Genomic DNA, 14,710 nt, shown 5'->3' with positions numbered 1-14,710 from the left:
AGGAAATATTCCTTAATTTTGAATTATGGATGTAATAGATTTTGGCCCTATAAAACGAGCAAAACCCAGACATTCCGCTGAGGTTTCGATGCAAACTGGATTTCCGAGTCCGGCGACGCATTATTTAGAACGCAGCATCGATTTATCGGAAGTGTTGGTGGAAAATAAAGAAGCAACTTTTTTTATACGCATTGGCGGAAGCGCTTGGGAAAATTTAGGAATTTATAAAAAAGATGTTCTCATTATTGACCGTTCGCTAGGTTTCAAGCAGGGAAAAATTGCGTTGGTAATAAAAGAAGGTGAGTTTGATTTAATGAAATATCCTTCCCAAAAAGAAACTTTCGAATTGTGGGGAGTGGTTACTTATGTGATTCATTCGTTATGATTGCTTTAATTGATTGTAATAGTTTTTACGCTTCTTGCGAGCAAGTTTTTCGACCCGATTTAAAAGGAAAACCGGTTGTGGTATTGAGTAATAACGATGGTTGTGTGATCGCAGCTAACCAAGAGGCAAAAGCTTTAGCAGATATTCCTATGTTTGAGCCGGTATTTAAAATTAAAAAACAGTTAATTGAAAATGGAGTGACTTTTTTTTCTTCCAATTACACACTTTACGGAGAAATGTCTGATCGCGTGATGCGAATTTTACAAGAATTTTCACCTGTGGTAGAAATTTATAGCATCGACGAATCTTTTATTGATCTTTCTGGAATGAAACATCAAGATTTACGAGCTTATGGTATAGCAATTCGAGATCGAATTAAACGCTACACAGGTCTTCCTGTAGGCGTGGGAATTGCGCCCACTAAAGTATTAGCAAAACTTGCTAATAGAAGAGCAAAAAAAGAAGCGGGAAATAAAGATGTTTTTGTAATTGATTCTGAAGAAAAAAGAATTGATACGTTGAAATGGGCAAAAATAAAAGATGTTTGGGGCGTTGGAAGAAAACATGCGAAGCGAATTCAAGATACCGGAAACTATTCCGCATTTGATTTTACAAAAATGCCATTAAGTTGGGTACGAAAACAGATGACAGTTGTGGGTGAGCGTACTTGGCGCGAACTTCAAGGAGAAAATTGTTTGCCGCTCGAACGTTTACCAAAACCTAAAAAGGCAATAGGAACTGCAAAATCATTCGGGAAAAAACTCAAAAAGCTAGCGGTTATCGAAGAAGCTTGCTCCTATTATATAAATGAAGTAAGTGAAGTTTTACGAAGCCAAAATTGTTGTGCTAAATATTTAAAAATTTTTCTTCAGACTAATTATCATAGTGAACATGATAAACAATACCACAATAGTATTACTGTGACTTTAGAAGTTCCTACCGATAATACGTTTATTTTAAATGCTGAAGGAAAAAAAGCTTTACACCAAATTTTTAAACCGGGTTATCGCTACAAAAAAGTAGGGGTTTGTTTAAGCGGAATTATACCGAAAGAATATGTGCAAACCAGTTTATTTCAGCAAACTGACGAAAAAGCCGGTCTTATGGAAGCCTTTGATCGAATAAATCAAAAATTCGGAAAAACTGCTTTAGCTCCTGCACTAATGGATTCGCGAAGAATTGGGGAATGGGAATTAATTAAAAAAGAACGGAGTCCGCGTTATACAACCCAATGGAAAGAATTATTAGAAATTTCTTAAACGGAAGTTTTAATTTGATTGCGTTTGTATCGAAGAATTTTTTGTTCTGTTGAATACTTCCCCAAAAAATACAAAGGTTTCTTTTGCTTTTTCAATGGCTTCTTTCGTTTCTTTTTCAGAAAAATCTTTTTTCTTTAAAGCTTTGCAAAAATCTTTCCAGCCCGCTATATTTTTATGATTACCATCAAAAAAATGGTGGACGTCAATTTCGGTTAAATTTTTACATTCCGAAAGGTTTTTAGCGATGAGCATTCCGCCTAAAGCAGAACCTTCAACTACGTAAAGTGCACCCCAAGCGTCAGCTTCTGTTTGGCAAGAAAAATCGTTTTTAAACTCATTTACCAATTGAGTTGAAATATTTAATTGCGCTAAATCTTTTTCTAACCGTTTAGCTTTTGAAGGTTCAAAACTTGAAAGTTGTTTTGCAATTTCTGTTTCGGTAACGTGATAAGCAATATAATTTTGAAGCAATAATAATTTATAATCTGCTAAGCTTATTTTATGCGAAATAATATGTTCAGCAAGATTATCTTGTTCAATTTCTTCGTGTAATTTTTTAGTCGCTTCTCTTAACTTATCAAGTATCATTAGTCTTCTTGCTTGTATTCTATTTGTTCAATATTTTTTCTAATCTTATCAATATTGGTGCGTTGCTCTTCGTTATCGGCATTCATATTATCTAAATATTGATAAATTTGATTCACGGCGATTTTATTTTTTCTGATTTTTTCGCGCAGTTCTTCCTTTTCAATCATATTAAAAACAACTTTCTTCAGCAATGGGCGAAGTTTTTCGTCAAGATGTTTCATATGTTTTTTAAGAATAAATCCGCTAGCGCCGGCAAGAATGGTATTGGCTGCTAATTCGTCATCATCAATAGTTCCGGTTAAAAAAATAAACGGAATACTTTCATCTATTTTTTTTGATAATTGCAAGACATCCAATCCGTTACAAGTAGGAAGATTATAATCTGAAATAATTACATCTGGAACAAAATTTTGCAATTTTTGTTTACAATCTTCTAAATTATCAACAACTTCAATTTCAGGTTTCTCTACTATTTTTGCGATTTGTCTTTTGGTAAGATCGGCATCAACTTTAAAATCTTCTACCAATAAAATTCGTAAAGGTATTGTAATCATACATTTTCAGCTATTAGCGTTCTTCTTCAAGAAGCGTAAAATAAAAGGTAGATCCTTCATCAGGCTTGGTTTCTACCCAAATCTCTCCATCGTGCTTATCAACTACTTTTTTTGCAATAGCCAGCCCAATTCCTGAACCGGCATAATCATCGCCGGCTAAGCGCGAAAATACATCAAAAATTTTATCTTTTAAACTTGGGTCAAATCCAATTCCGTTATCTTTTATGAAAAAGATATTTTTTTCATTTTCGATTTTATATCCAATTTCAACTTTAGGATTTTTCGCTTTTGTAGAATATTTTAGCGCATTTCCCAATAAATTATTGATTAACTGTGAAATCATTCGGCGATCGCCTTCAATTTTTGGTAAATTTTCGTCAATAATTATTTCAGTTGAAGGATACGATTTTTTTACGTTGTGTTTTATTAAAACGTTCTCGACTAGCTTTTTTAAAGAGAAAGTTTCTAGTTGAAGTTTTCCTTTTCCTGCTTTGGCGTAGGTGAGAATATCTTCAATTAATACATCCATTTCTTCAGCAGATTCAATAATAGTTTGAATAGCTTCTTGAGCGTATTCTTCTAATTGATCGCTGTATTCTTCTTTTAAAATATTAGCATAACCGTCAATTCCACGAAGTGGTGCGCGTAAATCGTGTGAAACACTATAACTAAAGGTTTCTAATTCTTGGTTAGCTTCTACCAATTGCTCATTTAAGGTACTAATTTTGTCTTTTTGTTGCTGAACAATTACATACGTAATGCTGTCTTGAAGCGAATTTGCGGCTTCAAAATCGTAAGCTTGCCACGAACTGGAAACACCTGAAACTTTTTCTGACCAACGCTCGAAAGATTTCCGCGGACTTAAATATTCAACACCATCTTTTACCACGCCGTTTTTTTCAGGATTTCCACCCCAATCGACTACTTGAGATTCTTCAGGTCGAAACCAAATTAGATAATTTTCTTTTTCTTCGCTTCCTACTCGAATACTTAAAACTCCCGAAGCTTTATGTTTATATTTTTCTGCGGAAGGAAACTTTTTCATTAAACTTCGCGTATAAAAAAGCTTATTTTTTTCTTTGTTCAGTTTTTCTTCAATGAGTTGTAAAACATCCTTTTTTTCAGGTGTTTTTCCGCATAAAATTAGTTTACCATCCAGATAAACCGCTCCGCCGCCGCATTCAATTAAATCTGTAAATTTGGGTTTAAATTTGCATAACGCCCTTGAAATTTGATCCATTGAGCGCATTTGAATCACCAGTTTTTTTCTAATATCTTCGGAATACGCAATTTTTTCTAAAAAAGTATTGGTGGTTTTGAGTGCTAATTTATTGGAGAAAACTTGTGTTAAAAACTTACACGATTGGCGTTGGTGATAACTTACAAATTTTGGCGTGTTGTGATGACAAGCTAACAATCCCCAAAGCTTTCCGTTTAAAACAACCGCGGCTGTTAACGATGCGCCCACATTCATGTTTTTTAAATATTCAATATGAATAGGAGAGACGCCACGAATTTCAGATTTCGATAAATTTAGCGGTGCATTATTTATAGGCGAATTTACCGGTGAAATTCCTGCCGGTTCGTAATGAACATCGCTAATCATTCTTACGCCTTGTTTTAAGAAAATTTCGCGCGCCGGTTTTGGAATATCGGTTGCCGGATAATGCAAACCTAACCACGATTGCATTTCTTCTTCTTTTTCTTCAGCAATTACTTTTCCATTCCATTCTTCATCAAATTTGTAAAGCATTACGCGATCATAATCGAATAAATATTTTACTAAGGATGCCGCTTCTTGGCACATTTCTGAAATAGAATTAGCAGCGTCTAATTCATTTAAAATTTTAGTGAGTTGTTCTTGAAAAAAAAGCGGATCTAAAATTTTTCCAGTCGGTTCAAAATCTAGAATAAGATGATTATTTTCCAGATGCGGAATCATTAACCATTCTTTTTCTGCTAACTTAATTTGCTTCGGAAGAAAGGTTTTTTCTTCAGAAATAATTTTATCCAATTCTTTTACAAAAGCCGAAGGTAAAAGATTTTCAAGTGGTTGATCCAAAAGTTCATTCAGCTCAACATTTATATGCGTTATGGTATTTTCACTTCCTTGTGTAATTTTTAAGGAAGAAGGATCGCAAACCAATAAAAATCCATGCACTTGTATTTGCGGAATAATATGAATAGGTTCTTTATCACAATTGGTTATGGTGACGTTTTGCGCATAGTTTTCTTGACTCATTATTTCGCTTTAATTTTAAAATAAAACGTACTTCCCACGCCTAATTGTGAATCTACCCAAATAGTACCTTCATGTAATAAAACGATTTTTTCTACGTGTGCCAAACCAACGCCGGTTCCTTCATATTTTTCTTCTGTAGGAGCGCGATTAAAAATGGTGAAAATATTTTTTTGGTCTTCTTCTGAAATTCCAATTCCGTTATCCATTACTGAGAAAACCCAATATTCACCTTCTTGAAAGGCCGAAATTCTAATTTCCGGTTTGCGTTCTTTTGAAATATATTTTAACGCGTTGCTCAATAAATTCTGAAATAAAAGTCGAAGTTCTACTTCATAAGCTTTTATTTTTGGTAAAGAGCCGGCGTGAACACTTGCTTGTGTGTCGCGAATACGTTTACCTAAATCGTATTTTACAACTTCTACCAATTCTTTGGTATTCACTAATTTTTTCTCGGTATTTCTACCAATTCTGGAATGATCTAACAAGGCTTTTATTTGATTTGACAACCTGTCGGAAGCTTGATCGATATAAGAAATGTAATTTTTTCCTTTTTCATCGAGTTTATCGGCATACATTTTTCCGAGGACGTCGCTACCAAATTTAATAGTAGAAAGCGGTTCTTGTAAATCATGCGAACAAATGGAAACAAATTGTTCTAAATCGCGATTAATACGCTCGAGATCTGCTTTTTGTTTTCTAAGTTCGTCTTGTGTATTTTTTAATTCAGAAATATCGACACAGGTAAATCTGTTGGTTACGATATTACCGAGCTCGTCAAATTCTGCCGTAGAATGCATAATTACCGGAATAATCGCTCCGTCTTTGGTGAGCATTTCTTGTTCTACGTTTTTGAGCTCACCTTCTTTCTGAAAGATCTTATTCAGTTTTAGCGCTTTTAGTTGTGACTCATCTTCATAGAGATCATAAATAGGTTTACCGATAATTTCATCTTTCGATTTATAACCTAATTTCTCTACTGATTCTTCGTTACATTGAACGATAAGTGAATTATTTGGGTCGACGCTAAAATGCATTACCGGATCTTCTTCGTAAAACGATTTAAAACGTTTTTCACTCGCAACGAGTTTATTTTTAGCTTTTTGAAGCGATTCGATATCTACAAATGTAATTACTACGCCCTCGCGCTTGTCATCTGAATTAACAAAAGGTGAAATACGTTGTAAATAATTTTTTCCTTCTTTTGAAAGAATGTTGCGCTCTAAGATTTTTCCGGTTTGTAAAACTTTTTTACAGCGTGAAACTAAATCTTTTCCCGGACTTACACCAAAACTGGTGGTGAAATTATCAATTGGTCGACCAACATCAGAATTTATTAAACTAAAATGACGTCTAATAGCAGGTGTGAATTTTCTAATTCTAAGCGAACTATCTAAGAAAATGGTGCCAATATCGGTACTTTCCAGTAAATTATTCATATCGGCATTTAGCTGCGCGAGATCGTCCATTTTTTGAACGTTTTCAGCATTTACCGTATTTATTTCTTCGTTTACGCTTTGTAATTCTTCATTTGTACTTTGTAATTCTTCGTTAGAAGCTAACAATTCTTCATTTGCCGCTTGCAATTCTTCATTACTTGTTTCAATCTCTTCTAGTGATTGCTGAAGTTCTTCCTTTGTCTTTTTTAATTCCTCTTCAAGTTCATTAATATATTCTTCGGTTTGCGAGTTAAGCGTAACTTTTTCAACCGGTTTTATATCGTTTAGATTAATGTCTTTTTCAAGAAAAGTAAGTACAAAATTGGTTTCGTTTTCAAGATTGCTTTGGCGGAAAGGTTTTACGATTAAATCTAAGGCTTTTTCTTTTCCGTCGTGTTCGTAAATCGCACTTTCGTATCGGGTTTTTTTATTTTTTTTGCTCGCTTTTTTTACGGTAGATTGGACCACGTGCTTTAGATTAGCGTCCATCATATCCAGTAAATTAGTTGAAAAACCGCTTACCGGAAGACTGGCATATTTCCTAAATTCGCCAATAGCTTCTAAAATGTGATAATCTGAATCTATAAAAACACTTGCGCCGCCAAATTGTTCTAAAATTGCTTCGTTAAGCTCGTTTACAAATTTTTGTTTTTGCGTTCTACCATTTGTACGAGCACGTTTATAAGTATTTTGGGTTTTATTTTCTGAAAGATTATGATGTGTCGAAGTGCGTAAAGTTTCCGCTTTTAATCGCTTCCGTGGAAATACATTTCTAAATATTTTCCAGTTTCGGCTAATATCTTCAAAATGTTCACGATGCGTATGGACACTTTCACTCGTTCCTAATACTAAGATTCCGTTTTCTTTTAAGCCGTAATGCAATACATTTAAGGCTTTTTTCTGAATAGAAGATTGGAAATAGATTAATAAATTTCGGCAAAAAACCATATCCATTCTACTGAATGGTGGATTTTTAATAATGTTATGTTTTGAAAAAATGACCATACGTCGCACTTTTTCAATAACCTGATAACCACTTCCCTTTGGAATAAAATATTTATGTAATAATTCGGTTTCAATATCGGCTACAATACTTTCTGCATATAAACCTTGACTTCCAATATCTAAATGTTTTTGAGCAATATCGGTAGCGAAAATTTTGATTTCCAGTTTTTTTTGCTGACGCTCCATTTCTTCCATAAAGCACATTGCCAATGAATATGCTTCTTCACCGGTACTACAAGCAACATCCCAAACTTTTAGAGGTTCGCCTTCTTCATGTTCTTCAACCATTTCTGGAATAACATCTTGTTTTAAAATATCCCAAACTTGAGAATCTCTAAAAAATTTAGTTACTCCAATTAAAAATTCCCGATAAAGAATAGGAATTTCTTCTGGCGTTGAAAGCAAAACATTATGATATTCTTCTAACGAGTTGCATTTGCAAACATTAATTCTGCGTGCAATTCTTCTTGCTAACGTTGAATATTTATATTCTCGAAAATCTAAACCGGTTTCTTCATCAACTAATTGAAGAATTTTAGTCAGTGTTTTTTCGTCGTATTCAATATTTTTTTCATCTAATTGAAGTACTAATGGAGCATTAATAAATTCCTGCAATTCTGCGCCCATTTCTTCAACTGCCAAGGTATAATCTACCAATCCTGTATGCAACGCACTTTGTGGCATTCCATCGAATTTTGCTTGCTCAGGATCTTGAACCATTACCATTCCGCCTTGTTCTTTTATGGCTCTAATCCCGCGGGTTCCATCGCTTCCGGTTCCGCTTAATATAATAGCGATGGCTTTTTCTTTTTTAAAATTGGCTAGTGATTCTAGGAATAAATCGATTGGTAAATTTAACTTCTGATTTTTTGGTTTATCAATTAAATGAAGCATTTCATCTTCAATAACCAAATTGCTTACCGGTGGAATTAGATATATTCTGCCCGGTAAAATTTCTGTTTTATCTTTGATTTGCTCAATAGGCAAATGGGTAGATTTCGCCAATAATTCACCCATCATGCTTTTATAGTCGGGTGAAAGATGTTGAATCACGATGTAAGAATTACGATCTGATTCTGGGATATTGTCAAAAAAAGCTTTCAACGCTTCCAATCCGCCAGCACTCGCGCCTACTGCGATTATTCTGGAAGTTTCATTTTTTACTTGTGGTTGATTAATTTCTTTTTGGCTTGTTTTGGTCATAATTCTTTTCCGGAAAAAAGGTAAAAATACTAAAAAAATGGTCGGTTTAATTACCACAAATGGTAGTAATTATAACACATTTTATCTAGGTTTTCAAATTTTTATTCCTATATATTTGAAAATGCACTATTTATAGGTTCTAATAAAATTTTAAATTATATATGTTTGGATTAATTGTTGATCACAGAAATAATCGTTTTAAGAAAAATGAATTAAATTTTTATAAAACTTATTAAATGAAAAATGTTGCTTTAGTTACCGGAGTGAGTATTTGAATAGGAGTGGGTTAGTTTGCCAGCTATTGTAGGTTTAAAATGAATATAGTCTAAAAGACTTGAATACCGATTAAGTATGGCTATACGTATTTTTATGTACTGGCTTTTATTCATTTCTTGTTCTAAATTCTATTAAATAGGGTTTTAAAGGAATGTTTTCTTCTGTTCTAAAATTATTACTTATCAATAATTGATAGGTTTTGTTAGGTTCTAATTCTACAGGAATAGTCCAAGAAGTATTGTCTTCTGACCAAAATCTACCCTCAATGTCATTTTTCGGGAAAGCATCTTGTCCCAAATTTCCAAAATCTACACCTGTATTGTATCCGTTGAGTGGTTTTGAAAACTCAATAGTAATTTGCTCGATGCTTGGACTCACAGTCTTACAGTTATTCTCAAACTGTTTTACACCTAATACAATCGGTCGCTTTTTTTCAAAATTTTGATAAAGTTCTTCTAATGATGTTGAAAAAAATCCTGTTCCGTTTACAAATCTTTCGATTTCAGTTTCATTGCTGTAATCAAGTTCAATCATTTTTTTTATGGCCGACTTTTTGTCTTTTGCTTGGTCATAGTAAAGTTCACAAATTTGATAGCCAATATAATATCCTAAATCCCGAACATCAAATTCGTTTTCTGCGTCGCTCCAAAGCCATTGGTTAACATTATTGCCATAGAACATTTCTTGCTCAAATTTTTGTCTGACTTTATCATTCTTTCTGCCATATTCAATTGCAGGGGTTGAAGATTTTGTGTTCATTGCCTTTACAGATACAAGTTCTGCAACTCCTTCATAAATACAATAAGAAAGAAGGTTGTGAACAATTGGTTTTTGTTGTGTATGCACATACTCGTGAATGTTTAAAAGCACTAAATTGTCAATCGGGTTACTGTCAAAATATTTTCTTCTATTGGTTCCAATTTCTGTTGGAAATTCTGAAGTAATTGTGTTTTTGTCCGTCATTGCAATTTCACTACCAATAAGCACAAGGCTATCCATTGTTGTTCCGCCTGTTCTTAAAGCGCCGATGGTAAAATATATTTTGGCGGGTTTTAAATCGGGATATATTTTTTTGAGTTTTTCTCTTCCTGTTTCTAGATCTGAACTAAATTCATTTGTTCGCAAGGTATTTTTTCTAATCGACGCCCAAAATTTTGGATAATTATTTATGGCGTCTAAATATTCTTTAGCTGTATATCCTCGGTTTTCAATAATTGCTTTTAAACCTAATGTTCCTTTTTCAAGAAAAAGTTTGTCCAAATACTCATATTGTTGAATGGTGTCGTTAGTTGAATTAATTTTATCGTAAGCTTTCCAGAAATTTGTAATATCTTTTGCTACAATATTTTTTGAAGTTTGTCCTTTGGTTTGACAACTTGTGAAAATCAAGATCAAAATAAGTAAGGTTGATATTTTTTTCATTTTTTTAGTGTCTATAATTCAAATAAACAAATTTTCTTGATGGTCACGTTTTTTTTTAGCGTGTACATAACATTAACGGTTATGAATAAGTATCGGGAATAAGAAGCCGGATTTGTCAGCTTAGCCATTTGTTTTTTGGTTTTTAAATTACACTTTTTCAGCAAAACCCGCTCGCTATTTGCTATAACCCGTGTTGTGCTTAGCTTTTTTCGACATGTTTAATCAATTTCATTCACTGCGAATCCTCTTTTCCTAACATTTGCATTTCATCTTTTTCAAAAACGATATCCGGTTGTGTTCCGTGAGCATCTAATGTTTTTCCATTTCTTTGAAAAGAGAGTATTGTTGATATTTTAACCCTAATATTTGAATTTTTTAGATGAAAGTATTCGGACCGACCACTCGAACCATTGGTGTTGACACCCACTATTTTCACATTTGGTAGTCCTGTAAAAGCAGAAGTAAATACCGATGTGGCACTAAAAGTTTTTTCATTAACCAAAATGTAAATTGGACAATTTAAAGGGGAACCGTTACTATGTAAAACCATATAAAATGGTTTGCTGAATTTATTTACGCTATATTCCGTTTTGTATTTTTTTTTTAAAATATCTATTGCTTTCCTGTCAATATCCGATAGCAATTCTGAATTATAATTAAAAAGATATCTTGATTGCATTGAAGAAATATCTTCATTTAAAAACTGATCACTTCTCACATATGCTACATTTGCTATCCAAGGTGATTGTTCAGGTTTTACTAAGTATTTTGACAAAGTCTTTAGTATGTCTCTGGTTCCTCCACCATTACTACGAATATCAATAATGAAGGCTTTTGAATTCCTATATTTTTTCATCGTAGATTTCAGGTAGAATTCTAAATTGGGGTTCTCCTCATAACTTATCATTATAGGAATGGCGAGATACGCAATAGAATCGGTTAACCATCGGTCTAATTTATTTAAATCGTAATTTTTGTCTTTTCTGAAATCTGAATATTTTCTTTTAATCCATAACGAACACATATCAAACCATATATTTCTCTTATCACTTACGGGTAGAACCATTTGTTTGGTTTTCTGCCCATCGGTTAGGGTTAAATTTATTTGTTCAAGTGCGTTTTCGCCTTTTTTAAAATAGAGTTCACCTATATCTCTTATATCTTGAGCCCATCATTAAGTTTAGCGCGATCTGGAGAGCGTTTACGGGTATAGGCGTATTTATCAATAAACTCATTAATTTAAATTCCGTTTATACTTTTTAGATAAGGAAAATCTTTTAAGTAATATACGTACTCCTTTTTTAACTTGTTTATTTTTAGGGCAACAGCCTTACCATTTAAATTTGCTAATGAAAATGGTAAATAAAGGTTATACATATTATTTGCATCTTCATCGAAATCATCCATTTTGATATTGGCATTCCTATCAATCAATTCGGAAATTACTTTTTCTAACTCAAAAGCTAAAAAATATATTGGTATTGTGTTTTTTGAATTAATTTTTTGATTTCTGTCATTATTTTTTTAAAATTTAGCTATAACCGCTCTGGTTATGATTTCGTTGCGGATTGATTTGAGCGGACTTGTCCGCTTTGGACTAATTTAGCAAATATTCTTGGAATTAGCTTTAGAAAATTCTGCCATAATCCATCATAACCATTGTTGGCAAAAGTTATTTTACTCCCAATAATATAAAAAAAGGGATAATATTATTTATTGCATGCAGTAAATAACTTGATTTCAAAGAGTATTTAGTTACTATAAAAGCAAAATAAAAGCCGCCCATAACTCTACCAATTACAGATAGAAATGTTTGAACATTTACTTCTTCATAATTAGTCATATGAATTGCTCCAAAACAAATTGAAGTCAAATAAATCATTATAAAATAGTTTTGACTTATGATTTTATTTATAGTTAGTTGTATTTGGTAATATTTAATATAAAACAATGGAGTTATCATTATAAATAGTATTTTGATTGTTGTCAATATATTATTCTCAATGTAAATCAAACTTGCCATAATTGATATAAAGCTAATTAGGACTGAGTAATTTTTGCCTTAGGTACTAATAGAGGAGCTCTAAATATTATTTCTTCTATGATAGGAACTACGAGAACATAACTTATAACTGATTTCCAGTTTAGTTTTTCAAAATCTTCTTTAGCTATGAAATTGGTGTTGTAATAATAGCTTTTTAATAAACTGATTGAAATTCCAATTGTAAAAACAATAGAAAATAAGATTATGAAGTCCTTAAAGTATTTTTTTTCATTTTTAGTTTCTCCTGTTTTAAAAAGAAAACAACAAATTCTTTAAACATGTTTATTTTTTTTGATTTTAAGACAATTGTCAATAAGTCTTTGAAAGTTTTTATTTATGACGAATAATTTTAATAAATATTGCCGGCGGTTTTGATAACAACCAGTTGCAAAATTTATTAAAAACCAGGATAGCTAAATTTCTGATTTTTATGCTTGTGCGATTGTAGCCGAAGCACACAAAACCCCCATTGTTGCTACGGTGTTAACCACAGTTATTTTTTCAATGTCCAAGTTATTATTTTATTCAATGGAGCTTTATCCATTTTGTACAAAGAAGTTCCTATAGGTGCATTTTTTTCTGTCAGATAATGGTTGAGATCTTCAAAAATTTTCACCTCAATAAATTCATTCTGAAAGGATTTTATATAATCGGATTCCAGTTTTGCATTAAGAATTGCGTCATCAGAGCCTACAAAATAAAGTGTAGGAATAGATAAGTCATTAATAACTGTTTGATAATCTTTTCTGACCAATTCCATAAACACATCATCATTCATAAAGTCTTTGAGAAATTTTAAATATTTACGACTAAAGCCTTTTCTATCGAGTAATTCTTTAGTCTGTTCTTTCATATCTTTTGAATTTGAATTATCAGCCAATATTTTAAACATATCACCAAATAATTCAATAGTTTCTTCTTCAGTTTTACCTTTTTCAATAATGCTCGGGTTATTTTGTATGTCCTTTTCGATTCTATTTAAGATATAATTTCCATTTTTAAGTACTGGTGTTCCAATTAATACTAAGAAAGTCGGATTTAGACCATTTTGAATCATTTCTAAACTGGCCATTCCTCCGCGACTATGTCCGACGAATCCAATTTTTTTATCTTTGTAAGATGTTTTTAGCTTTTTAAATAAACTTGAAAGATCTTGTGATAATTTTGTCTCAGAGTCGGTATAACTACCTTCTGATTTTGCGATACCTCTTTCATCAAAACGATAAACTGCAATGCCATTCTTTAGTAATTCTTCTGCAAGAATAAAATGAGAATGTCTTGTGTCTTCGGTGCTACCAGGTATTATTACAATAATTTTATCATAATCTTTTTGGGGTTCTATTAATGTACCTGAAAGCTTAATTTCATCAATTGAATTGAAAAATCCAATTTCTATAAAGTTATACTCTTTTTTTTGTTTGATTTCTTTTTCATATTTGAATATATTTTGTGCATTTCCATTAAGAGAAATTAATAAAAATAGAAGGAAAAATTTTTTAGTCATAATTGTAGATAACGTCTCGGCTATGAGCAGTAGAGGATTTCATGCCCTAACTTATCGGTCTGACACCAACCTTAGTTTTATGTTTATATTTTAGTTTCATAACTTTCGCCCCAATTGCTTATAGCCGTCTTAAGTTTGATTCTCATTAAATTTAGATTGTAAATCAGAAAGAACAAAGAGAGGATTAAGGTTATGATATACGTTTAAGCGTTAGACTTCGACAACATTGATAATCCTCTCTCTTTAACTACTTAAACCACGTTCAGTTCTGTGAGGTCAGACCTCGTTTTCAAGTTGTTGTGATCAAGGTAGTATGTTCTTTCATAAAATCAGTTCTTATGGATAAATATAAAGAAACTTTTGGAGTTGATATCAGTAAAGATGTCTTTAATGTGTATGGTAGTAAATCTGGTCATTCTCAATTTAAGAATGATTCTTCCGGTTTTAAGTTATTTGCTAAGTCATTATCTAAAGACAGTCTTGTAGTAATGGAAGCTACAGGTTATTACCATTATCGACTTGCCCAGTTTCTTTCCACAAACGGTATACCGGTATCGGTGGTAAATCCTTTGTCAGTTAAGCGTTTTATTCAAATGAAACTCTCCAAAATAAAGACCGATAAGAGCGATGCCAAGGCTAATGGCAGTTACGCTTTGGCCAATGAGGCTTCGCTGTATAACTTCCTTAGTGATGTACAGGCAGAATGCCTGCAGCTCTTTCGCCTTATGGATAGTTACCTGAAGAAACGTACGGCGACCAAGAATAAACTTCACGCAGAAGAAGTTCTTGGCA

General features: G+C 32.5%; 11 protein-coding genes. 3 read left to right on the top strand and 8 right to left on the bottom strand.

Going from position 1 to position 14,710, the window contains the following annotated elements; all coding sequences use genetic code 11:
• Nucleotides 1-25: 25 nt before the first annotated feature.
• Both ACFFGL_RS01050 and ACFFGL_RS01045 read left to right on the top strand, forming a co-directional pair.
• Nucleotides 26-385 carry a S24 family peptidase gene (locus ACFFGL_RS01050; protein ID WP_309727170.1) on the top strand — a complete coding sequence of 120 codons (360 nt, stop codon included), beginning with the start codon at nt 26-28 and terminating at the stop codon, nt 383-385.
• On the top strand, nt 382-1,644 hold the full coding sequence (locus ACFFGL_RS01045) for a Y-family DNA polymerase (protein WP_309727169.1): 1,263 nt from the start codon (nt 382-384) through the stop codon (nt 1,642-1,644). Before ACFFGL_RS01050 ends, ACFFGL_RS01045 begins: the two co-directional genes overlap by 4 nt.
• Nucleotides 1,645-1,653: 9 nt before the next feature.
• On the opposite strand, the gene ACFFGL_RS01040 is transcribed toward ACFFGL_RS01045, so the two are convergent.
• The 8 genes from ACFFGL_RS01040 to ACFFGL_RS01005 all read right to left on the bottom strand — a co-directional run bounded on the left by ACFFGL_RS01040 (nt 1,654) and on the right by ACFFGL_RS01005 (nt 13,918).
• Entirely contained in the window at nt 1,654-2,232 is a 579-nt protein-coding gene (locus ACFFGL_RS01040; RefSeq protein ID WP_309727168.1) for a biliverdin-producing heme oxygenase, read from the bottom strand.
• Entirely contained in the window at nt 2,232-2,786 is a 555-nt protein-coding gene (locus ACFFGL_RS01035) for a response regulator (protein WP_309727167.1), read from the bottom strand. Before ACFFGL_RS01035 ends, ACFFGL_RS01040 begins: the two co-directional genes overlap by 1 nt.
• 13 nt (nt 2,787-2,799) lie before the next feature.
• On the bottom strand, nt 2,800-5,028 hold the full coding sequence (locus ACFFGL_RS01030) for an ATP-binding protein (protein ID WP_309727166.1): 2,229 nt from the start codon (nt 5,026-5,028) through the stop codon (nt 2,800-2,802).
• Nucleotides 5,028-8,672, bottom strand: a complete 3,645-nt coding sequence (locus ACFFGL_RS01025) for a CheR family methyltransferase (protein WP_309727165.1) — start codon at nt 8,670-8,672, stop codon at nt 5,028-5,030. Before ACFFGL_RS01025 ends, ACFFGL_RS01030 begins: the two co-directional genes overlap by 1 nt.
• A 381-nt stretch (nt 8,673-9,053) precedes the next feature.
• Entirely contained in the window at nt 9,054-10,370 is a 1,317-nt protein-coding gene (locus ACFFGL_RS01020; protein WP_309727164.1) for a gliding motility protein GldB-related protein, read from the bottom strand.
• A 232-nt stretch (nt 10,371-10,602) separates the two neighbouring features.
• Nucleotides 10,603-11,436: a S41 family peptidase gene (locus ACFFGL_RS01015; RefSeq protein WP_309727163.1), complete on the bottom strand. Its 834-nt coding sequence runs from the start codon at nt 11,434-11,436 to the stop codon at nt 10,603-10,605.
• Nucleotides 11,437-12,042: 606 nt separating this feature from the next.
• Nucleotides 12,043-12,252, bottom strand: coding sequence for a CPBP family glutamic-type intramembrane protease (locus ACFFGL_RS01010; RefSeq protein WP_374708750.1), 210 nt, complete (start codon nt 12,250-12,252; stop codon nt 12,043-12,045).
• A 655-nt stretch (nt 12,253-12,907) separates the two neighbouring features.
• Nucleotides 12,908-13,918, bottom strand: a complete 1,011-nt coding sequence (locus ACFFGL_RS01005) for an alpha/beta fold hydrolase (protein ID WP_309727162.1) — start codon at nt 13,916-13,918, stop codon at nt 12,908-12,910.
• Nucleotides 13,919-14,256: 338 nt separating this feature from the next.
• Here ACFFGL_RS01005 and ACFFGL_RS01000 point away from each other — a divergent pair.
• Nucleotides 14,257-14,710: IS110 family transposase (locus tag ACFFGL_RS01000; RefSeq protein WP_378927814.1), on the top strand; the 454-nt coding region annotated here is incomplete at its 3' end.

The sequence above is a fragment of the Mesonia maritima genome (assembly GCF_042433895.1).
In the GTDB taxonomy this organism is placed as follows: Bacteria; Bacteroidota; Bacteroidia; order Flavobacteriales; family Flavobacteriaceae; genus Mesonia; species Mesonia maritima.
The sequence above is the reverse complement of the archived record's forward strand: the minus strand, read 5'-3'. Positions and strand labels throughout refer to the sequence as shown.